The following is a 20,467-nucleotide window of genomic DNA, read 5'->3' as shown; positions in this document are numbered from 1 at the left end:
CGCCACCTAGGGCTTGCGTCGGATCAGTTTAGTCGACCGGCACTTTCAACATCGGGTACAAATGGCGCACTTGCAAGGCCCATCGCTAATTTTTTTCAACGCTTTCAGTCAGCAGCTTCGATATCACACATTAAAGGATGCTCGCATTCGCGGGCATATTCATTGACTTGGTAACTTTTCGTTTCTGCAATATCCCGTGTAAAGATACCGCACGTCGCTTTACCTTGGGTATGCACCGCAAGCATGACCTGAACCGCCTGCTCACTATCCATATTAAAAAATTCCTGTAATACCTCAACAACAAACTCCATCGGTGTGAAATCATCATTGTGAAGTATCACTTTGTACAACGGCGGCCGAGCAAGCTCTGGCTCAGCTGGCTGAACGGCTAGATCATCATCATATTCAGGCGCATCTGGCCGAGTCATTCCTGCGTGCAGGATAGCCATGACGTATGGGCTGTCTGTAGTAGGCATAAGCAGCAAGGGTTATTGTCTCTTAGCTGGCAAGTGGTGTCTTACGGCGCTTGAATCATCCATCCTAGCTTGAAACTCACTAACTTTAACTAAGCTAGATTTAATCACTCTGATTTTGCTCTCCAAAGTAAGACGCCCGTTACCAGCAAGGGTTCATGGAAAATACAAAATTAGCATACTAAATAAGACAAAAAACCCTCGCCCACCAAAGCGGGCGAGGGATATCACAGCGTTTTCATGCGTATTGCCCAGCGGCAACGCAGACTGCTGGTGATTTAAGTCTTAACCGTTTGCGACCATTGCAAGGGCTTCATTGAGCGTCTTACTTGGGCGCATGACTTGACTAGCCACTTCCCCATTCGGGTGGTAATAGCCTTTAAGGTCAACAGGCTGGCCTTGCACGCCATTCAGTTCGTCAATGATCTTAGCTTCATTGGCTTTCAGCGTTTCTACCAAACGGGCAAAGCGTGTTTTCAGCTCAGCGTCTTGATCCTGAGCGGCTAGTGCTTCTGCCCAATAGAGCGCTAGATAGAAGTGGCTTCCTCGGTTATCAAGCTCACCCACTTTGCGCGAAGGTGATTTATTGCTCTCAAGGAACTTGCCGTTAGCTTCATCCAACGCTTTCGCCAGCAACTTAGCACGGTCATTGCCAAAACGTTTAGCGAGGTGTTCCAAAGAAGCAACCAGCGCCAGGAACTCGCCAAGGCTGTCCCAACGTAGGTGGTTCTCTTCAAGCAGTTGCTGAACGTGCTTAGGTGCGGAACCACCGGCACCCGTTTCAAACAGACCACCGCCATCCATCAACGGCACGATAGAAAGCATTTTGGCACTAGTGCCCAACTCAAGAATCGGGAATAGGTCTGTCAGGTAATCACGGAGAATATTGCCCGTCACCGAGATCGTATCGAGACCACGAATCACGCGCTCAAGGGTGTAACGCATCGCCCGAACTTGAGACATGATATGGATTTCGAGGCCATCTGTATCGTGATCTTTAAGGTACGTTTTGACCTTTTTGATCAGCTCATTCTCGTGCGGACGGTAAGGATCAAGCCAGAACACCGTCGGCATACCAGAATCACGGCAGCGCTCAACCGCCAACTTCACCCAGTCGCGAATCGGCGCATCTTTGACCTGACACATGCGCCAGATATCGCCCTGCTCCACTGTCTGTGATAGCAGTACTTCACCCGTGTCCAGATCAGTGATGTTGGCAACACCATCCGCTGGCACCTCGAAGGTCTTATCGTGAGAACCATACTCTTCGGCTTTTTGCGCCATCAAACCAACATTGGGAACGGTACCCATTGTGGCCGGATCAAACGCGCCGTGCCATTTACAGAAGTTGATCATTTCCTGATAAATACGCGCGAACGTCGACTCAGGCATAACGGCTTTGACGTCCTTGAGACGACCATCAGCACCGTACATCTTACCGCCAGCGCGAATCATCGCCGGCATCGAAGCATCGACAATCACATCACTGGGTGAGTGGAAGTTGGTGATGCCGCGAGCCGAATCAACCATCGCCAGCTCTGGGCGCTTGTCATGGCACGCATGCAGGTCACTAATGACTTCATCACGCTGGGATTCTGGCAAGGTCGCAATCTTATCGTAGAGATTAGCGATGCCGTTGTTAACATCGACACCCAACTCTTTGAAGAGCTCACCGTGCTTCTCAAAGGCGTCCTTGTAGAAAATTTTGACGCAGTGCCCGAACACGATGGGGTGCGAGACCTTCATCATCGTCGCTTTTACGTGCAATGAGAACATCACACCGGTCTTACGCGCATCCTCGATTTCACGCTCGTAAAACTCCAGCAGCGCTTTCTTGCTCATAAACATGCTGTCAATGATTTCGCCGTCCAGCAGCTCGACCCGAGGCTTGAGCACCTTGGTTTCACCGCTGGCAGTGATCAGCTCCATCTTGACGTTGCGTGCGCGATCCAAGGTCATCGACTTCTCGCCGTGGTAGAAGTCGCCACTATGCATGTGTGAAACATGGGTACGCGACGCCTGGCTCCACTCCCCCATAGAATGCGGGTACTTGCGGGCGTACTCTTTCACGGCCTTCGGTGCGCGACGATCAGAGTTACCTTCACGCAATACGGGGTTAACTGCGCTGCCTTTCACTTTGTCATAGCGCGCCTTGATATCTTTCTCTTCATCGCTGCTTGGGTCATCCGGATACTCGGGCAGCTTGTAACCTTGTTCTTGCAGCTCTTTGATCACCGCCCGCAGCTGCGGCATAGAGGCGCTGATATTCGGTAATTTGATGATATTGGCTTCGGGAACCTTAGCCAGCGCACCTAATTCGGCCAGGTGGTCTTCGATACGCTGCTCTTCGGTCAAGTAGTCGGGAAATAAAGAGAGAACGCGAGCCGCCAGGGAAATATCCCGGGTTTCCACCTCGATACCCGCAGCGTCGGTGAAAGCGTCAATAATCGGTAGCAAAGAGTATGTCGCGAGCGCAGGCGCTTCGTCGGTGAGCGTGTAAATGATCTTCGGCGTTTTAGACATTTTGCGTTAACCTCTTTTTTCTATCGCTGTGATTATAGAGATCCTGAGCGACGCGACTTCTTCAACGAGAGACCATGCCGCGAAGCAGGCGGGGCCATTTAATTTGGCTTTCCCGGTTATCAATCGGTGGTTTTTACGGTGGTTATTTCAGTGGAAATTACGACAACTCCGGCACGACATAAACGCTATTCAAAGGCGGCTTTTCAAGAACTGCCTTTGAAATATTAGCCTCAAAGTATACCAGCGCTGCATTTTAATCGCATGAGAGATTGTCGACAAATCAAGGGCACCCTTCTAAAGAGATCATGAGCACTTTATATTTACTGCATAAACCCTATCGTATGCTCTCTCAGTTTACCGACAAACAAGGCCGCGCCACATTAGCCGATGTTATAGATGTGCCTGGCGTGTACGCCGCAGGGCGGCTTGATTATGACTCTGAGGGCCTGCTGTTATTAAGTGATGACGGCAGCCTCATTCACCGTATCGCTCACCCACGTCACAAGCAGCCCAAAACTTACTGGGTGCAGCTCGAAGGGCAGATTAATGATGAGGCAATTAGTGCTCTGAAAAACGGTGTCACCTTAAAAGATGGCCCAACCCAGCCAGCAAAAGCCCGGCGCATTGAGCCACCGGTCATCGCACAACGCGACCCAAGGATTGACCCTAAGCGCCACCCCTCCACCAGTTGGTTAGAGTTAACAATCAGCGAAGGCCGCAACCGCCAAGTACGGCGCATGACCGCCCATGTAGGGTTTCCGACGTTGAGATTGATACGCGCGGCGATTGGCACATGGCAACTTGGCGACTTGGCCCCAGGCGAGTGGCGCAAACAAACACTGCACGCTCCACGCCCCACTAAAGCGCCAAAGCGCAGCGGCGCATCTCGGCACAGGCACTCCAAATGAGCAGTGAGATGATAAAAAATGCCATCATCAGAAGTACCGTTGCCTGCGTGATTCAGCGCAATGACCACTTTTTGATGGTGGAAGAAGCCCGCGGCGGTAGGCAAACCGTGTTTAACCAACCGGCTGGACATGTAGAGCAAGGCGAAGGTCCTATGGTAGCCATCTTGCGTGAAGTGCAAGAAGAAACTGCTTGGCAGGTGACGCTAACCGACTACTTAGGTCTTTATGTCTTCCACACGCCAGAAGGCCTTACCTTTCATAGCCATGGTTTTATAGCCACACCAGACGTCATGCTCTCGTCCCCCATTGATAGCGACATCACCGCCACTCACTGGCTCACATTAAATGACATCAAAGCCCTCGGCAATGCCGGTAGGCTGCGCAGCCCCCTGGTGCTTAAACGGATCGAAAACGCCATTAACGGCCAATGTTATCCCCTGGCCGTGATTCATGAGTGAAGCACTCGAAGCACCAAGCCTCCATCGTGTATAATCAGCATCCAATTGCACACCACTTCAACTGAGGATGCCAATGACATCCACCCATGGCACGTCTATTCCTGAAGCGCCCGAGGCCCAAAAAGTAATTGTTGGCATGTCGGGCGGCGTTGATTCATCGGTTTCTGCTCTCCTTCTACTCCAACAAGGGTATGAGGTTGAGGGCCTGTTTATGAAGAATTGGGATGAAGACGACGGCACCGAATACTGCACGGCAAAAGAAGATCTTGCCGATGCAGAAGCTGTGTGTGAGAAGCTGGGCATCAAATTGCATACGGCCAATTTCGCATCCGAGTATTGGGATAACGTCTTCGAGCATTTTTTAGCCGAATATAAAGCGGGCAGAACGCCCAATCCCGATATCCTGTGCAACCGAGAGATCAAGTTTAAGGTCTTTCTAGACTACGCTGAAATGTTAGGCGCAGATAAAATCGCAACCGGGCATTATGTTCGCCAAGGAGTTCGCGGAGGACGCCCGCGCCTGCTAAAAGGTGTGGATAGCAATAAAGATCAAAGCTATTTCCTGCACGCGGTGCCTGAAGCAGCGATTGCGCGCACCCTGTTTCCGGTTGGTGAGCTTGAAAAACCTGCCGTTAGAGCCTTGGCTGAACAGCACGATCTTATTACCGCCAAGAAAAAAGACTCTACTGGTATTTGCTTTATCGGCGAGCGCCGCTTCCGCGACTTTTTGCAGCAATACCTGCCCGCACAACCCGGCAATATTGAAACGCCCGAAGGCGATGTCATTGGTAAGCATATGGGACTGATGTACTACACCCTCGGGCAGCGCCAAGGGTTAGGCATTGGTGGTCTCGCCAACTATTCGGAAGACCCATGGTACGTAGCGGCCAAAGACCTTGAGCGTAATGTATTGATTGTCGTCCAAGGCAAGCATCACCACCTGCTGTTCACCAATGCGTTGGCCACTGAAGCCATGGATTGGGTAGCAGGTGAACCGCCTGCCGCACAGGGCCGTTACACCGCCAAAACCCGCTATCGTCAAAGTGATTGCCCATGTGAAATCCATGCGCTGCCCGACGGCACTGTTGAGGTGGTGTTTGATGATCCTCAGTGGGCGGTCACACCAGGCCAGTCATTGGTACTTTATGATGGTGAAATTTGCTTAGGCGGCGGCGTTATTCGCGCCACTTGGAATACCACGGAGGCCGCTGCATGAGCGCTACCCCTATTCATCGCGCGCCGGATTCTCAAGCCGCTCGCCAAGCACTGGCACTGGCCGGCGTCTTCCAATCCGCTAGTTTGGTAGATGAACTCGCGCGTACTGGGCAAGTAGATCCTCGCGCCTGGGAAACACTCATCAATGCAACCGTGGACACCAACCCGGAAAGCTTTGAAGCTATTTATGGCGGCCACCCCAATAATTTACGCCGCGGGTTAGAAACACTCGAAGCCCTTGTTGGCCGCAAACAAGCCAATCCTGTGGTTCTCCGCTACGGTTTTTCGCTGCTACTGTTAATGAATAAACTGCGCACTGACCGCCATATGATGGATTTACTTGGTCAAAAGCTATCCCACGTACAGGGACAGGCAGAGCACTTCGGCAGCACTCATGAAAATGTGATTGCAAGCCTGGGCGATGCCTACCAAGAAACCATTTCGACGTTCAAAACCCGCATCGTGGTTCAGGGCGACCCCTCTTTACTGCAGACTCGCATGATGCCCGAGCGGGTGCGCGCTTGTTTGATGGCGGGCATACGTTTTGCGCTGCTATGGCACCAGCAAGGCGGCCGTCGCTGGAAGCTTGTTTTCCAGCGTAAAGCGTTGAGGCGCGCGCTTGATAGCCTTGGCTAAAGCGCCCAAAGATCATCGAGGCACTTCGAGCGATTTCTTTTCGACATATTGCTGTTCGAACCATTGACTTCAGACCACCTTGGAAACTAAGCCATGCAACTCTCTGCTTTGACCGCCCTCTCCCCCGTTGACGGACGCTACGGCGCAAAAGCCGCCGCACTACGGGAGCACTTCAGCGAATTCGGTCTTATCCGTGCTCGCGTGATTGTGGAAGTGCGCTGGCTGCAGCGCCTTGCGGACCACAGCCAAATTGTCGAAGTACCGCCGCTGTCAGTGGAAGCGACGGCTTTTCTTGAGCAGCTGATTCGTGACTTTTCTGTCGAAGATGCCGAACGCATTAAAGAAATAGAGCGCACCACCAACCACGATGTCAAAGCGGTTGAGTATTTCTTGAAAGAGAAGATTGCGGGGCAGCCCGAGCTCAACGCGGTCACTGAATTTATTCACTTCGCTTGCACCAGCGAAGACATCAATAACCTTTCCTACGGCGTTATGCTGGCAGATGGTCTAAAAGCCACTCTACCTACCCTGCATGAAGTCGCTGATGAGATTGCCAAATTGGCCATTGCGCATGCGGCTCAACCGATGCTATCGCGCACCCATGGACAAACCGCCAGCCCTACAACGCTAGGCAAGGAAATGGCCAACGTGGCCTACCGGCTTAAGCGCCAGCTCAAACAAATCGAACGCGTTGAGATTCTGGGTAAAATTAACGGTGCTGTAGGCAATTACAACGCCCACCTGACGACCTACCCAGACATTGACTGGGAAGCCAACGCACGCACCTTTGTCGAAGGTTTAGGACTAAGCTTCAACCCCTATACCACACAGATTGAGCCCCACGACTACATTGCCGAGCTTTTCGATGCAGTTTGCCGTTTCAACACCATTTTGATCGATTTTGATCGCGACGTGTGGGGCTATATTTCGCTGGGTTACTTCAAGCAGCGCACCGTCGAAGGCGAAATTGGCTCATCGACCATGCCGCATAAAGTTAACCCAATTGACTTTGAAAACTCGGAAGGCAACCTTGGGTTGGCCAATGCCGTGCTTAATCACTTGGCCCAGAAACTACCGATTTCACGCTGGCAGCGCGACCTAACGGATTCCACTGTGTTGCGCAACTTAGGCGTTGGCTTGGCTTACGGCCTGATTGGCTATCACGCTAGCCTCAAGGGTATCAGTAAGCTTGAAGCAAATCCTGAGCGTCTAGCTGAAGACCTGGATAACAGCTGGGAAGTACTGGCTGAGCCAATTCAAACGGTCATGCGTCGCTATGGCATCGAAAAACCCTACGAAAAGCTTAAAGAATTAACCCGCGGCAAGCGTATTGACCAAGCAGGCTTTGCTGCTTTTATTGATACGCTTGAACTACCCGAGCCGGTTAAAAATGAGCTGAAAGCCCTCTCTCCTGCCAGCTATATTGGTAATGCGAAGGCTCAAGCCGAAGCACTTAACCAGCGGCTTGCTGCACTCTAAACGACGCACTGCGTCCTTAGTAAGACGCAGCGCTCATTTGAACTAGGATAACGCCATGAGCCAACACGATAAGCCACTCACATTGCTGGGCGATTTAACGCCCGAAGACTTCTTGGCCAATTACTGGCAGCAGAAGCCGCTGCTGATTCGTGGCGCTATCCCCGACTTTATTAGCCCCATCGACCCCGATGAGCTAGCCGGGCTTGCCTGCGAACCCGGTGTAGAAGCGCGCCTTGTGGAAGAAAATGGGCCTGATGGCCCCTGGCAGGTTTCCCACGGCCCGTTTGACGACGCTACCTTTGAGCGGTTACCGGAAGGCAACTGGAGCCTCCTGGTTCAAGCCGTCGATCACTATGTACCGTCTATCGCTGCACTAATGGATGAATTTGATTTCCTTCCCCGTTGGCGGTTAGACGACATCATGGTCAGCTATGCGCCACCCGGTGGTAGCGTCGGCCCACATATCGACCAATACGATGTTTTCCTATTACAGGCTAGCGGCCACCGGCGTTGGCAACTAGGCGGTAAGCAGCCAGACAACGCGCCCATTATCCAAGGTATCGATCTACGTATTCTTGAAACCTTTGAGATTGAAGCTGACTCTGACTGGACACTATCACCGGGCGATATGCTGTATCTCCCCCCTGGCTGGGCGCACCACGGCGTTAGCCAAACCGACGACTGCATGACTGTTTCAGTGGGGTTTAGGGCACCATCAGCGGATGAAGCCCTCACATCCTACGCCGACTATCTAGGAGAGCAGCTTTCTGACTCCCACCGCTATAGCGATGCAGGCATGTCTCCTGCAAGCCAAGTTGGTGAACTAGATGATGCGGCCGTTGAACGTATGCGCCAGTTCGTACTTTCCACCTTGGACAATCCTGAGCAAATAGCCCAGTGGTTTGGTCGCGTCATGACCCAACCGAAATACATTGACCAAGTAGCGCCCCTTGAAGAGCCAATGACGGAAGCTGACCTTGTTGCGCAACTACAAGACGGTGAACCACTTTTTCATATGCCGGGTTCCCGCGTTGCTTGGCGAAGCGATGCCAACGGCACCACGCTCTTTGTCGACGGCGACGGACACTCCTGTTCAATCGAGTTAGCCAAGCGGCTTGCAGACCCATCGCCTATGTATGAAGACGTACTTGCCATTGATGGGGCAGCAGCGCTGATAACACAGTTAGTAAACACTGGAAGCTTAGGCTTTATGGGCGAAGAGGATGATGAGGAGTAGCTAGCGGTGTCGACGACAACAATTATTAACGGTGATTGGAGTACGCTAAAGGATATAGCTTCCGAGATCCGCCGCGTGGTGTTTATCGAAGAACAGTGCGTGCCCCAAGAGGAGGAGTGGGATGGCCATGACGATGAGTGCAGCCACTTCATTGCCTATCTTGAGGATCAGCCCGTGGGGACTGCGCGACTGCTGCCCGATGGCCATATTGGGCGCGTCGCGGTACTCGATAGCGCGCGTGGCGCTGGCATTGGCTATCAACTCATGGAAGCTGCCATTCAGGCTGCTCGAGAAGCAGGCCATACCCATGTAGCGCTGAGCGCTCAATTGCACGCTCTCGCCTTTTACCAGCGCTTGGGATTTGTGGCGCATGGTGGCACCTTTATGGATGCCGGAATACCTCACCGGGAAATGCTGCTAACGCTGTAGTTGCTTTTTTTTCACTACGATTGTGATCAATCAATGAGAGCGCCACTGCTATGTGGCGCTTTTTTTTGCTCCATTTTCAGCTCACCTGACGAAAAACGACTACACAAACAGAGCGTTTCAGCACGCTCCTGTAGTTGAACTACAACCCCTTCTGCCCCCAAGTGACAATTGTTGAACCTGCCGTTCTCGTTGATAGTTATTGCACCGCAGCGTTATGGCGCAACATCGAAGGTAGCCAAACTGGAAACGCTGTAACCGACGTTTAAACAAGCGTCTCAACAATGACTACTCTCCGATGCGACGTTTGACTAAGAGACGTTTTGCTCAGAGACAATTGGCGTAGAGACAGCGCTTTAAATTTCGATAATGCTGAACACATCTTCGCAGGTGCAGCATAAGAATAAGCTAACTTGCGAAATAGCTATCATGACCCCGGAGGAAACAGCTTATGTCAGGACTGCTCGACGATATCAAAGCAATGGCCCAACTGCGCGAAGCTCAAGGCGGCAAATGGGAAGCGATCAAACCTGAATACGCTGCACGCATGCGTGCTCAGAACCGTTTTCATACCGGTTTGGATATTGCACGCTACACTGCAAAAATTATGCGTGACGATATGGCGGCCTACGACGCCGACACGTCTAAGTACACGCAGTCTCTGGGGTGCTGGCACGGTTTTATTGGCCAACAAAAACTGATTTCCATTAAAAAGCACTTTGGCACGACGAAGCGCAGTTACCTCTACCTGTCAGGCTGGATGGTAGCCGCCTTACGCTCCGAGTTCGGCCCACTGCCCGATCAGTCCATGCATGAAAAAACATCCGTCGCTGATCTGATCGAAGAGCTGTACACCTTCCTGAAGCAGGCAGATGCTTGGGAGCTTAACCACCTGTTCCGTGCCCTGGATGAGGCCAAAGAAGCAGGCGACAGCGCTCAAGAGCAAGAGCTAATCAGCAAAATCGATAACTACGAGACACATATCGTACCGATCATTGCTGATATCGATGCCGGTTTTGGTAACGCTGAAGCGACTTACCTGCTGGCCAAGAAATTCATCCAAGCGGGCGCTTGCTGTATCCAGCTTGAAAACCAAGTTTCCGATGAGAAGCAGTGTGGCCACCAAGATGGTAAAGTCACCGTTCCCCACGAAGACTTCCTGGCAAAAATCAATGCAGTGCGTTATGCCTTCCTTGAGCTCGGCATCGAAGATGGCGTTATCGTGGCGCGTACTGACTCGCTAGGCGCAGGCTTAACTCAGAAAATTGCAGTGACTAACGAACCTGGCGATCTAGGTGACCAATACAACAGCTTCTTAGATGGCGATGTCATCGAAAATGCTAGCGACATCAATAATGGTGACGTGGTTATCAAACAAAACGGTAAGCTGGTTAAGCCGAAGCGTTTAGCGTCAGGCCTCTACCAGTTCAAACCGGGCACTGGCGAAGACCGCGTTGTGCTTGACTGTATCACCAGCCTGCAAAACGGTGCTGACCTGCTATGGATTGAGACCGAGAAGCCACACGTCGGCCAAATTGCCAGCATGGTTAACCGCATCCGCGCCGTCGTGCCCGATGCCAAGTTGGTTTACAACAACTCACCGTCATTTAACTGGACGCTGAACTTCCGCCAGCAAGTATTTGATGCCTGGGAAAAAGAAGGCAAAGATGTTTCCGCTTACCAGCGTGACAAGCTAATGGGTGTTGAATACGACAACACTGAACTTGGCCAACTAGCGGATGAGTGGACACGTAACTTCCAACGCGATGGCGCTCGTGAAGCCGGTATTTTCCACCACCTAATCACTCTGCCGACGTACCACACAGCGGCACTATCAACTGATAACCTGGCTAAAGGCTACTTCGGTGATGAAGGCATGCTGGCCTACGTCGCAGGGGTACAGCGTCAGGAGATTCGTCAAGGCATCGCTACCGTAAGACACCAGGACATGGCTGGCTCTAATATTGGCGACGACCATAAAGAGTTTTTCCACGGAGATGCGGCACTTAAAGCTGGTGGTAAAGACAACACCATGAACCAGTTCGGCTAATCACTTAATTATCACGACACAACAGGGGGCTTAGGCTCCCTGTATTTTTTATAGCACTCCCTCCCCCCTCCTTCTCAAACACTGTGCACGCTTTTACACATTGCTTTCTTAATACTTGTCTACACTTAAGTTCGTGATCTTTCTTGCTGATGGCTAGTCAAAACTAGCCGCTTAGGTTATCTTTGGCGAACGCTGTTCTATAACTAGCTTACGTATTACCACCGCTACGGCTTAGCAGCCATGCGGGTCAAGACACACTGGAGGTTTGAATGAAACGTTTACTACCTATTGCAGCATTGAGCATTCTCACGCTGGCAGGCTGTGCCAACACTGCGCCTTATTCAGGTGATGTGTACCGTGGTAATCAAGCGCAAACAGGCCAAAGCGTGACCTATGGCACCATCGTGGCGGTCCGTCCTGTACAAATCCAGGCAGACAGCCGTACAGGCAACCTGTTGGGCGGCGGTGGCGGTGCGGTCATCGGCGGCCTGCTGGGCAGTCAAGTTGGCGGTGGTTCTGGTCGTCAGCTAGCAACCGTTGCAGGCGCATTAGGTGGCGCAATTGCCGGTACCGCAGCAGAAGATCGCGCTAACCGCATTAATGCGCTGGAAATGGAAATTCGTCGCGACGACGGCACAGATGTGATCGTGGTTCAAAGCGCAGACCGTCAATATCAAGCAGGCCAGCGTGTTCGCCTGATCGGTAGCGGCGCTAACTTAAGCGTAGCTCCATACTAAGTTCGTATTACCAAACGCTTCCTAGCCAGTAACACAGGTAGCGCCGTAATAGAAAAATGCCCGACCAAGCCTACTTGGTCGGGCATTTTTGTCGCCTTCGTTAATGGCTAACAAGGCATAATTTAGTGAGCTACTTTATTGCTCGCCCAGCTTGCCAGCTTTGCGATTACTAAACCAATAATGGTCAACAGGATAACGACCAGAAGGATATCGACTGGACGAATCAGCGTTGTAGCCCCCAATACGGCTAATGCTGCCACCCATAAATAGCGATTTTCACCATGTGTTTTTAATACCTCAGGCAGCATTTTATCCAGCCCCTGACTGACACTGCTATCCCAGCGTTTGTTCGCAAAGTAGGCAATTAGCACAAAGGCGATAACCCAAATCAAGAAGATCGTCATAACCAGCTCCAGTGAATGTTGTCTAAAGGGGGAAAAGAAGTTGTCGTAGGGTATCCCCGGTTACCCCGTGGCGCAATAGCGCCAAAGGAGTGAGAGGAGGAAAAAGCCTGCTTACCCCCTGACAAGCAGGCTCTCACGCGTTACCATGTTGGGACATGCACTCACCGAAAGGTTATTAAATGCAAATTGCGCAAAACTCGGTTGTCGCGTTCCACTACACCCTGACCAATGATGCAGGTGAAGTGCTAGACAGTTCCGAAGGCCGTGAGCCGCTGACGTATCTACACGGCGCTGGCAACATTATTCCGGGTCTGGAAAAAGAACTCGAAGGCCGTGCCGAAGGCGATAAGCTGAACGTAAAAGTAACCCCTGAAGAGGGCTACGGTGAAGTTCAAGAACAGCTGATGCAAGAAGTACCTCGCGATGCGTTCCAAGGTGTTGAAAGCATTGAGCCGGGCATGCAGTTCCAAGCCCAGACTCAAGGCGGCCCGCTGATGGTGACCGTCAAGAAAGTTGAAGGCGACACAGTTGTAGTTGATGGCAACCACCCGCTGGCTGGCCAACATCTTAACTTCGATGTTGAGATTGCAACCGTTCGTGAAGCGAGCCAGGAAGAAGTCGAGCACGGTCATGTGCACGGCGAAGGCGGCGTAGAGCACTAAGTTGCTTAACGCGTGCTTATAGGGCGGCCTAGAGCCGCCCTTTTTAATGGGCGCTCCCCCGCTTTACTCCTCAGGGATAATCACCAATTGTCCATAGCGCACGCTACGTGACGATGTCACTTCATCAGAAAACTGCTTCAACGCGCTGCCCTGCCCCTTTAATAACGCCACTTCCAGACAGCTGTCATGATTAATATGCACATGAAGCGTCGATAGCGTTAGATCATGATGATCATGAGAGTGTCGGGTTAAGCGTTTCGATAAATCTCGCGCCGCATGATCGTACACATAGACGAGCGCGCCCATACACGGCGCTTCGGGCGCAACCTCCTCTTTGGCCTGCTTTAACCCACTGCGTGTTAAATCGCGTATCGCTTCTGAGCGGTTTTGGTAGCCGCGCGCATGCATCAATGCATCGACCTCGCTCAGTAGTTCCTCATCCAGCGTTACCGTTACCCGTTGCATATTCTCTCCTAAACTAACGCCGCAAGCGCGGTGCTGCCGTGACTTCCAGCCCTTAGAGTATGATGTTATTGTAAAAACATCATACGTTGGTTTCTGGGATGCCTCATGCGTCGTACTATCTTACTGGGTCTGGCGGCTACGTGCGTCGCGTTTAGTTCCCCTGCCTTCAGCAAAGAGCAATTGGTTCTGGCAATCGGCGGAGAGCCCGAGCAGGGATTCGACCCACTGCTTGGCTGGGGCCAGTACGGTAGTCCGCTTTTTCAATCGACGTTGCTAACCCGCGGACATGACCTTACACCAGAAGCCGGTTTGGCTACCGCGTGGACACTGTCAGAAGATCGACTCACCTGGATACTCACTCTGCGCGATGACGCTCGCTTTAGTGACGGCACACCGTTGACTGCCAAGGATGTTGCCTACACCTTTAATGCCGCAAAGCAAGCCGGTGGCCGGGCCGATTTAAGCGCACTGAACAACGCCAGCGCCATCGATAATACAACCGTGGAGCTCTCTTTAAACGCGCCGCGTATTACCTTCATCGATCAGTTAATGACGCTTGGCATCGTCCCTGACGCTAACAGAGAAAACGGTTATCGCGAAGGGTACGGTAGACAACCACTAGGCTCAGGCCCTTATCGGCTAGTCGAATGGCAAGAGGGCGAGCAACTAATTGTTGAGCGGAATCCCTATTTCCATGGCACCATACCGGCCTTTGAACGACTGGTGTTTGTATTTACTGGCGAAGAGTCCACGTTAAGCGCGGCCCATGCTGGGCAGCTCGACCTTGCCGCTGTGCCACCAGCACTCGCCACCAATCTGCCAAGCGATATGCAGCGCATCGTAATGGAAAGCGTCGATAATCGAGGTATTTTGTTTCCTATGCAGCCTGCTGCAGGCGAGCAGGCCGCGTCTGGTGCGCCTATCGGTAACGATGTTACTGCCGATAGTGCGATACGCCGGGCGGTTAATCTTGCCCTTGATCGAAACACCCTCGTTGACGTCGCCCTTAATGGTTTTGGACGGCCCGCATTTGGTCCTGCCGATGGGTTACCCTGGAGCCTGGATGACGAAGCCTTTACAGCGCCCGACAGTGACCGTGCCAATGCGCTACTCGATGCAGCAGGCTGGGAGCGCCATGCCAACGGGCTACGCTATAAAAACGGCCAGCCCGCCCGTTTTCGCTTGACCTACCCTGCCAGCGACACCACTCGCCAACTGCTCGCTCAGGTAAGCGCCGAGATGGTACGCCCGCTGGGCATTGAGATGCAGCCGACAGGCCGTCACTGGGACGAAATACAGCGTGAAGCACTGCACCAAGACGCCATCGTCTTCGGCTTTGGCAGTCACAGCCCACAAGAGGTGTACTACCTGTTTCATAGCCAGCACGCGGGGTTTGGCTTCTATAACAGTGGCTACTACTCAAACGCGACAGTGGATAACCACCTAGAAGCCGCTCAAGCGGCCGCAGGGGCAGAAGAAGCGAACCGCCACTGGCAAGCCGCCCAGTGGGATGGCAATACGGGCTATGGCTTTAGGGGAGATACTAGCTGGGCATGGATGGTTAACCTAGCCCATGTATATGCAGCCAATACCTGCCTGGACCTTGGGGAATTAGGCATTGCGCCTCACGGCCACGGCTGGCCAATTACCGCCAACCTGCTTGAATGGCGCTGGACGTGCGATTGATTAAGATCCTGGCAAGCCGCTTAGTACGGCTAGCATTGGTATTGCTGTGCGTCGCGATGGTGACGTTTGGGTTAGTCATGCTGTCGCCTATTGACCCTGTAGACGCCTATCTTGGCCCCCAAATGGCACAGGTAAGCCCCGAACAGCGCGCCCTGATCGCTGAAAGGTGGGGCTTTGATGCCTCGCCTGCCGTTCAATTTGGTCATTGGCTGAGCCAATTGCTAAGTGGCGAGTTAGGTTGGAGCCATATCTACAATCAATCGGTTAGCGAAGTTATCAATCAACGTTTCCAACGCTCTTTTATCTTGCTGGGTAGCGCTTGGCTAATGTCGCTGCTTGTTGGCTTTGCGCTGGGCGTCATCGCCGGTGCGAAAGAAGGCTCACCACTCGACCGGATAATTAGTGGCTACGCCTATGTCACCGCCTCAACGCCTGCTTTTTGGCTTGGCATGCTGGCAGTGCTGCTGTTCTCCGTTTATCTCGGCTGGACCCCGACCTGCTGCGCCGGGCCGGTGGGCGTACTCAACCAAGACGTTAGCATGCTGACTCGATTGCACCACTTAGTACTACCAATGACGACACTGGCCCTGCTAGGCATCGCCACAATCACCCTTCACACCCGCGCACGCATGATAGCGCTGATGAACTCCGACATCGCCCTTCACGCTTTTGCCCAAGGAGCCAGCCGATCAGATATCGCCTGGCGTCATGGCCTACGTCATGCCAGCCTCCCGGCACTAACGCTCGCTTTTGCTTCGCTGGGAGAGTTGTTTGGCGGCTCAATATTAATCGAGCAGGTATTTGCCTACCCCGGCCTTGGACAAGCCACTGTTGAAGCAGGACTACGTAGTGACGTCCCCCTACTGCTTGGGATAGCGCTATTTACCGCGCTGTTTGTCAGTGTCGGCAATCTGATCGCAGATAGCCTGTATCCACTTATCGACCCACGCATGGCACAGGAACAGCCATGAGCATGATCCAACCACGCTTAGCCGCAGCTGGCTATATTGGTCTTCTACTCATAGTGTTGGTTTTGCTGATAAGTAGCCCATGGTGGGCAGGTCATAGCGCGGCACAAATGCAGTTTGATGCGCGCCTTATGCCACCGAGCACCAGCCATTGGCTGGGCACCGACGCTTTGGGACGCGAGCTATGGTCGCGAACACTGGCTGGGTTAAGGCTCAGCTTTTGGGTAGGGCTAAGCGCTGCGCTACTCGGCACACTCATTGCGTTGACACTAGCGACGCTAGCCACACTTTCAACCACGTTAGATGCGCTCGTTAGCCTGCTGATTGACACACTGCTAAGCGTACCGCATCTGATATTGCTACTACTGTTAGCCTTTGCTTTAGGTGGTGGTACACAGGCAGTGATTATTGCCGTGGCGCTTACCCATTGGCCAAGTTTAGCTAGGATACTGCGGGCGGAACTCTTTTCATTACGCCATGCTCCCTATGTCGCTATTTCCCAGGCACTAGGAAAAAGCCGCCGTTTTATTTTAGTACACCACTTACTCCCCCATTTAATTCCCCAGTGCATTGTTGGCGCACTGTTGTTGTTTCCTCACGCCATTCTGCATGAAGCCGCACTGACTTTTCTGGGCGTAGGTTTAGACCCAACCCAACCCGCTATCGGGGTATTACTCGCCGATGCCATGCGCTACTTAACTGGGGGATTTTGGTGGTTAGGGGTATTCCCAGGCCTAGGGCTACTGCTGATGGTGCTATCGATTGATCGTTTAGCGGTGCAATTGCGTCGCGCTCTATAACGGGAGGAAGCTAGCATGCTGAATATAGAGAACCTGACGCTGCAATTGCCCTACTACAAGCACTGGTGGCAGCGAGAGTGGACCACCTGCGTTGATAACCTGTCGTTAAGCATACAACCTGGTGAAGTACATGCCGTAATTGGTGCATCTGGCGCCGGAAAAAGCCTGCTAGCCTACACGATTATGGGATTACTGCCGGAAGCGGCAAAAACCAGTGGTCAGCTATTTTTTGAAGATGCGCCATTGACCACTGAGCGCCAGCGCCAGCTAAGAGGCCGCCAGTTGGCCCTCATTCCGCAATCGCTCAATGCCCTAGACCCTCTCGCGAGTAGCCAACGCCAAGTCAGTTGGGCGGCTCGCCGGGCAGGGCAAAGCAAAACCGTCGCTTGGCGCAGCGCACAGCGCGCACTAAATCATTATCAGCTCAATCATCACGCCCAACAGGCATACCCCCACCAGCTTTCAGGCGGCATGGCGCGACGTGTTTTAGCCGCCATGGCCCAAATAGGTAACGCTAGCCTGATTATTGCCGACGAACCAAGCGTAGGTCTGGATCCTCAACAGCGCGATCGTGTATTGGCCTCTCTAAAGGCACTCGCGCTTGAGGGGAAGGCCATCATGCTAATTACCCACGATTTGCGCCATGCATTACCCATAGCCGACCATGTAACGATACTGCGCCAGGGAAAGTGCATTGAAGCCACCCCTGCCATTGCCTTTCAAGGCAATGGGGAACAACTTAAAAGCACCTATGCCTGCGCGCTATGGAATGCGCTACCCGACAACACCTTTAGTACTCAGGTGCGTGCTAACGAAAGCGCCACCCATGCTGATGCCATCGACCCGCCTAAGGAGCCAACCATTGCTTGATGCGCAAAAAATAACCTTTGGCTTCCGTTCTCAAGCACCTCTATTAACGCAACTTTCGCTATCACTGGAACGGGGTGAATGGCTGGGGCTAAGCGGTGACTCAGGGGCAGGCAAATCTACGCTGGGAAAACTCTTGGCTGGCTTACTGCGGCCACAACAGGGTGAGATTTATGCCGACGATAAGCCATTCCCCTCTCGTGGACTGCGGCCGGTACAGTGGCTGCCGCAATCACCGGAGCTTGCCATCAACCCACGCTGGCGAGTAAAGAAAGTACTCTGCGAAGCATGGTGCCCTTCCGAATCATTAATGCAGGACTTTGGCATCCAACCTGATTGGCTATCGCGTTTTCCAAGTACCTTATCTGGTGGAGAATTACAGCGGGTATGCGTATTGCGGGCGTTAGCCCCAGGTGTGCGCTATCTGATCGCTGATGAAATATCGACTATGCTCGATCCCATCACCCAAGTGGAGCTATGGCAGGCAATAAAAAAGGTTGCCGACCGCCACCAGCTTGGCGTGCTAGTGATCAGCCATGACGCGGCACTGCTAGCGCGATTGTGTACTCGACGCCTCCATTTACAAGGCACGCTTAATGCAGTTCACGACGCTCGAAGCGCCATAAACCAATGCTAATGATTAGCGTGACGCAAAGCAGTAGCCAAGACCCCACCGCTACGCCCTGCCACTGCGCCCAGCGCCAAAATGGCTCTAGCCAGAATCCACCAATACTTGCCCCGAGGTAGTAAAACACCAAGTAAAGCGCTGAGGCACTGCCCCTAGCACCTTGTGCATAGCGCCCTACCCAACTAGAGGCCAGAGAGTGTGCTAAGAAAAACCCAAACGCGTTAATAGTGAGGCCAACAATAATCAGCGGCAGAGCATTGGCCAGCGTTACCGCCGTACCTAGCATCAAAATTAAGATGCCCACGCTCATGCAGCTCGCGGGTAAAAAACGTCCGGCTAATCGGCCTGATACCGTAGAGCCAAGCGTCCCTCCCAGATACGTCAGGAAAATCAGCCCCAAGCTGCTAGCCGCCAATTGATAAGGCTCCTCAGCCAAACGGAACGTAATATAGCTGTACTGATTGATAAAAATAAGAAAGTTAATTCCGCCCAGGCAATAAGCCGCCAACAGCACCGGCGTGCGCAGATGCCCGAGCAGATCATCGGCCGCTTGGCGAAATTTAAAACGCTTGGGTGTAAAAGCCCGACTATTGGGTAGCAGTCGCCAAAAAACCGCGCACCCGGCTACCGTCATGATTCCTACCGCTAAAAATGCCGCCGAGGGGCCACCTAAGGTCGCCGCTCCACCGCCTACAATTCGGCCGCTAATACCGCCCAGCGAATTGGCACCAATATACAGACCAACCGCACTGAGCAAAGCGGGCTTTTCAAACTCATCCCCCATCCATGCAATCGCAACGGCTGGCAACCCGCCCAGCACAAAACCCTGCAGTAAACGCAGCAATAATAAGCTTTCGAACGTAGGTGCAAAAGCCAATGCGAGGGAGAGACCGCCTGCTAATAGCAACGTGATGCGCATAATAGCCTCACGACCAATCGCATCAGACAGCGGGCCAAATACGAGTAGCGCGAAAGCAAGGGAAAGCGTGGAGGCGGACATTAAAAAACTAACACCTAAGGTAGATACCCCATAGGTGTCCTTCAGCCCGGGTAGCAGCGGTTGCGGGACATATAAGTTGATAAAAACAAGGAACGACCCCAGACAAAGAGCCGCAGTCGCGCGCCACCAGGCGCGCGTTCTAGCCTCAATCATGTGATGTCCACACTATACAAAGCTGATAGCAGACATTTACGGCATATAGCGGTTACTAAGCTGGGCTAAGTTGGTCGGCTCTAGCGCGCGCCGAGCCTGCCAATAGTAGCGCTGCCAATAGCTGTTATCCAAACGAGAGATCATGACTCCTTTGGAAGAGGACGCGTGTAAAAAACGGCCATCCCCTACATAAATGCCTACATGGTTATATTGACCTGGAGGGCGGAAGAAGACCAGATCGCCCGCCTGCAGCTCTTGGCGGTCGATCGGGCGTCCCTCATGCACTTGATCACCCGTCGTGCGTGGAAGCTCTAAATTAAACGTATCCAGAAATACATTTTGTACCAGTGCCGAACAGTCGATTCCACTGTCTGAGCTACCACCGATGCGGTACGGCGTCCCAGCCCATCGCTGATGCTGTTCTAGTAGTGCCTGACGAATGATTGTAGGTGGCGGCGTCTGAAGGCTACGCAGTTGGCCAGTGGCGTTACTGACCGGGGACATTGCAAGGTTTTCACCTTCTGCCAATCCCGGCAGCGCCATTGAGAAATAATTCTCGGGTGGCTCCATGCCCTGGCGTGAGGCAGAGCCCGCACAACCAGTTAAAACAGCAACAACAGCACAAACACTTACAACACGGACAGCGGTCACAGCGGGGTGTGGCGACGCAACCATGCGCTTAACCTCGTAAC

Annotated in this window: 21 protein-coding genes; 15 read left to right on the top strand and 6 right to left on the bottom strand. The window is 52.8% G+C overall.

Features of this window, described 5'->3' with window-relative positions; all coding sequences use genetic code 11:
* Positions 1–104: 104 nt before the first annotated feature.
* Entirely contained in the window at positions 105–449 is a 345-nt protein-coding gene (gene clpS / locus J4377_RS05340) for an ATP-dependent Clp protease adapter ClpS (protein ID WP_174412716.1), read from the bottom strand.
* A gap of 309 nt (positions 450–758) precedes the next feature.
* Positions 759–2,996: an NADP-dependent isocitrate dehydrogenase gene (locus tag J4377_RS05335; RefSeq protein ID WP_095602356.1), complete on the bottom strand. Its 2,238-nt coding sequence runs from the start codon at positions 2,994–2,996 to the stop codon at positions 759–761.
* A gap of 305 nt (positions 2,997–3,301) precedes the next feature.
* On the opposite strand from J4377_RS05335, the gene J4377_RS05330 reads away from it, so the two are divergent.
* The 9 genes from J4377_RS05330 (at position 3,302) to J4377_RS05290 (ending at position 12,142) form a co-directional block, all read left to right on the top strand.
* A complete protein-coding gene (locus tag J4377_RS05330) occupies positions 3,302–3,904 on the top strand; it encodes a pseudouridine synthase (RefSeq protein ID WP_253487275.1) in 603 nt (200 codons plus the stop codon).
* Between the two features lie 8 nt (positions 3,905–3,912).
* Positions 3,913–4,362 carry an NUDIX domain-containing protein gene (locus J4377_RS05325; RefSeq protein ID WP_253487274.1) on the top strand — a complete coding sequence of 150 codons (450 nt, stop codon included), beginning with the start codon at positions 3,913–3,915 and terminating at the stop codon, positions 4,360–4,362.
* A 73-nt stretch (positions 4,363–4,435) separates the two neighbouring features.
* Complete coding sequence (gene mnmA / locus J4377_RS05320; protein WP_198348431.1) at positions 4,436–5,578, top strand: tRNA 2-thiouridine(34) synthase MnmA; 1,143 nt, start codon at positions 4,436–4,438, stop codon at positions 5,576–5,578.
* Positions 5,575–6,213 (top strand): high frequency lysogenization protein HflD, encoded by a 639-nt coding sequence (gene hflD, locus J4377_RS05315; RefSeq protein ID WP_095602360.1) that lies wholly within the window; start codon positions 5,575–5,577, stop codon positions 6,211–6,213. The genes mnmA and hflD overlap by 4 nt, the downstream gene beginning before the upstream one ends.
* A gap of 93 nt (positions 6,214–6,306) precedes the next feature.
* On the top strand, positions 6,307–7,692 hold the full coding sequence (gene purB, locus J4377_RS05310) for an adenylosuccinate lyase (protein ID WP_095602361.1): 1,386 nt from the start codon (positions 6,307–6,309) through the stop codon (positions 7,690–7,692).
* A 55-nt stretch (positions 7,693–7,747) separates the two neighbouring features.
* Entirely contained in the window at positions 7,748–8,929 is a 1,182-nt protein-coding gene (locus tag J4377_RS05305; protein ID WP_253487272.1) for a cupin domain-containing protein, read from the top strand.
* A 6-nt stretch (positions 8,930–8,935) separates the two neighbouring features.
* The gene (locus J4377_RS05300) at positions 8,936–9,358 is read left to right on the top strand and encodes a GNAT family N-acetyltransferase (protein WP_198348432.1); all 423 of its coding nucleotides are present in this window, start codon (positions 8,936–8,938) and stop codon (positions 9,356–9,358) included.
* A gap of 448 nt (positions 9,359–9,806) precedes the next feature.
* Complete coding sequence (locus tag J4377_RS05295) at positions 9,807–11,405, top strand: isocitrate lyase (RefSeq protein WP_120385504.1); 1,599 nt, start codon at positions 9,807–9,809, stop codon at positions 11,403–11,405.
* Positions 11,406–11,674: 269 nt separating this feature from the next.
* A complete protein-coding gene (locus tag J4377_RS05290) occupies positions 11,675–12,142 on the top strand; it encodes a glycine zipper 2TM domain-containing protein (RefSeq protein WP_030070161.1) in 468 nt (155 codons plus the stop codon).
* A 122-nt stretch (positions 12,143–12,264) separates the two neighbouring features.
* Here J4377_RS05290 and J4377_RS05285 read toward each other — a convergent pair whose 3' ends face one another.
* Positions 12,265–12,546: a hypothetical protein gene (locus tag J4377_RS05285; protein WP_120385505.1), complete on the bottom strand. Its 282-nt coding sequence runs from the start codon at positions 12,544–12,546 to the stop codon at positions 12,265–12,267.
* Between the two features lie 179 nt (positions 12,547–12,725).
* Here J4377_RS05285 and J4377_RS05280 point away from each other — a divergent pair, with 179 nt between their 5' ends.
* A complete protein-coding gene (locus J4377_RS05280) occupies positions 12,726–13,208 on the top strand; it encodes a peptidylprolyl isomerase (RefSeq protein ID WP_009722554.1) in 483 nt (160 codons plus the stop codon).
* 63 nt (positions 13,209–13,271) lie between these two features.
* Here J4377_RS05280 and nikR read toward each other — a convergent pair whose 3' ends face one another.
* Positions 13,272–13,673 (bottom strand): nickel-responsive transcriptional regulator NikR, encoded by a 402-nt coding sequence (nikR, locus tag J4377_RS05275; protein WP_038482498.1) that lies wholly within the window; start codon positions 13,671–13,673, stop codon positions 13,272–13,274.
* Positions 13,674–13,778: 105 nt separating this feature from the next.
* Between nikR and J4377_RS05270 the strand changes: the two genes are divergently transcribed.
* The 5 genes from J4377_RS05270 to J4377_RS05250 are packed head-to-tail and all read left to right on the top strand — an operon-like array spanning position 13,779 to position 18,631.
* Entirely contained in the window at positions 13,779–15,359 is a 1,581-nt protein-coding gene (locus J4377_RS05270) for an ABC transporter substrate-binding protein (RefSeq protein ID WP_253487271.1), read from the top strand.
* Positions 15,350–16,330: an ABC transporter permease gene (locus J4377_RS05265; protein ID WP_253487269.1), complete on the top strand. Its 981-nt coding sequence runs from the start codon at positions 15,350–15,352 to the stop codon at positions 16,328–16,330. Before J4377_RS05270 ends, J4377_RS05265 begins: the two co-directional genes overlap by 10 nt.
* The gene (locus tag J4377_RS05260) at positions 16,327–17,127 is read left to right on the top strand and encodes an ABC transporter permease (RefSeq protein ID WP_120385508.1); all 801 of its coding nucleotides are present in this window, start codon (positions 16,327–16,329) and stop codon (positions 17,125–17,127) included. The genes J4377_RS05265 and J4377_RS05260 overlap by 4 nt, the downstream gene beginning before the upstream one ends.
* A 15-nt stretch (positions 17,128–17,142) precedes the next feature.
* Positions 17,143–17,997 carry an ATP-binding cassette domain-containing protein gene (locus J4377_RS05255; RefSeq protein ID WP_253487267.1) on the top strand — a complete coding sequence of 285 codons (855 nt, stop codon included), beginning with the start codon at positions 17,143–17,145 and terminating at the stop codon, positions 17,995–17,997.
* Positions 17,990–18,631: an ABC transporter ATP-binding protein gene (locus J4377_RS05250; protein WP_051626433.1), complete on the top strand. Its 642-nt coding sequence runs from the start codon at positions 17,990–17,992 to the stop codon at positions 18,629–18,631. The genes J4377_RS05255 and J4377_RS05250 overlap by 8 nt, the downstream gene beginning before the upstream one ends.
* Here the strand turns inward: J4377_RS05250 and J4377_RS05245 are convergent.
* Positions 18,588–19,775, bottom strand: coding sequence for an MFS transporter (locus J4377_RS05245; RefSeq protein WP_198348436.1), 1,188 nt, complete (start codon positions 19,773–19,775; stop codon positions 18,588–18,590). The two genes, J4377_RS05250 and J4377_RS05245, sit on opposite strands and share 44 nt — an antisense overlap.
* 36 nt (positions 19,776–19,811) lie before the next feature.
* Positions 19,812–20,450, bottom strand: coding sequence for a C40 family peptidase (locus tag J4377_RS05240; RefSeq protein ID WP_038482480.1), 639 nt, complete (start codon positions 20,448–20,450; stop codon positions 19,812–19,814).
* Positions 20,451–20,467 lie beyond the last annotated feature (17 nt).

This window comes from Halomonas sp. XH26 (assembly GCF_024138895.1).
Taxonomy (GTDB): domain Bacteria; phylum Pseudomonadota; class Gammaproteobacteria; order Pseudomonadales; family Halomonadaceae; genus Vreelandella; species Vreelandella alkaliphila.
The sequence above is the reverse complement of the archived record's forward strand: the minus strand, read 5'-3'. Positions and strand labels throughout refer to the sequence as shown.

What these genes read in the sequence shown, in the direction of transcription:
- clpS (WP_174412716.1), bottom strand. Translation starts at nt 449, where the DNA reads ATGGCTATCCTGCACGCAGGAATGACTCGGCCAGATGCGCCTGAATAT.
- J4377_RS05335 (WP_095602356.1), bottom strand. Translation starts at nt 2,996, where the DNA reads ATGTCTAAAACGCCGAAGATCATTTACACGCTCACCGACGAAGCGCCT.
- J4377_RS05330 (WP_253487275.1), top strand. Translation starts at nt 3,302, where the DNA reads ATGAGCACTTTATATTTACTGCATAAACCCTATCGTATGCTCTCTCAG.
- J4377_RS05325 (WP_253487274.1), top strand. Translation starts at nt 3,913, where the DNA reads ATGATAAAAAATGCCATCATCAGAAGTACCGTTGCCTGCGTGATTCAG.
- mnmA (WP_198348431.1), top strand. Translation starts at nt 4,436, where the DNA reads ATGACATCCACCCATGGCACGTCTATTCCTGAAGCGCCCGAGGCCCAA.
- hflD (WP_095602360.1), top strand. Translation starts at nt 5,575, where the DNA reads ATGAGCGCTACCCCTATTCATCGCGCGCCGGATTCTCAAGCCGCTCGC.
- purB (WP_095602361.1), top strand. Translation starts at nt 6,307, where the DNA reads ATGCAACTCTCTGCTTTGACCGCCCTCTCCCCCGTTGACGGACGCTAC.
- J4377_RS05305 (WP_253487272.1), top strand. Translation starts at nt 7,748, where the DNA reads ATGAGCCAACACGATAAGCCACTCACATTGCTGGGCGATTTAACGCCC.
- J4377_RS05295 (WP_120385504.1), top strand. Translation starts at nt 9,807, where the DNA reads ATGTCAGGACTGCTCGACGATATCAAAGCAATGGCCCAACTGCGCGAA.
- J4377_RS05290 (WP_030070161.1), top strand. Translation starts at nt 11,675, where the DNA reads ATGAAACGTTTACTACCTATTGCAGCATTGAGCATTCTCACGCTGGCA.
- J4377_RS05285 (WP_120385505.1), bottom strand. Translation starts at nt 12,546, where the DNA reads ATGACGATCTTCTTGATTTGGGTTATCGCCTTTGTGCTAATTGCCTAC.
- J4377_RS05280 (WP_009722554.1), top strand. Translation starts at nt 12,726, where the DNA reads ATGCAAATTGCGCAAAACTCGGTTGTCGCGTTCCACTACACCCTGACC.
- nikR (WP_038482498.1), bottom strand. Translation starts at nt 13,673, where the DNA reads ATGCAACGGGTAACGGTAACGCTGGATGAGGAACTACTGAGCGAGGTC.
- J4377_RS05270 (WP_253487271.1), top strand. Translation starts at nt 13,779, where the DNA reads ATGCGTCGTACTATCTTACTGGGTCTGGCGGCTACGTGCGTCGCGTTT.
- J4377_RS05260 (WP_120385508.1), top strand. Translation starts at nt 16,327, where the DNA reads ATGAGCATGATCCAACCACGCTTAGCCGCAGCTGGCTATATTGGTCTT.
- J4377_RS05255 (WP_253487267.1), top strand. Translation starts at nt 17,143, where the DNA reads ATGCTGAATATAGAGAACCTGACGCTGCAATTGCCCTACTACAAGCAC.
- J4377_RS05245 (WP_198348436.1), bottom strand. Translation starts at nt 19,775, where the DNA reads ATGATTGAGGCTAGAACGCGCGCCTGGTGGCGCGCGACTGCGGCTCTT.
- J4377_RS05240 (WP_038482480.1), bottom strand. Translation starts at nt 20,450, where the DNA reads ATGGTTGCGTCGCCACACCCCGCTGTGACCGCTGTCCGTGTTGTAAGT.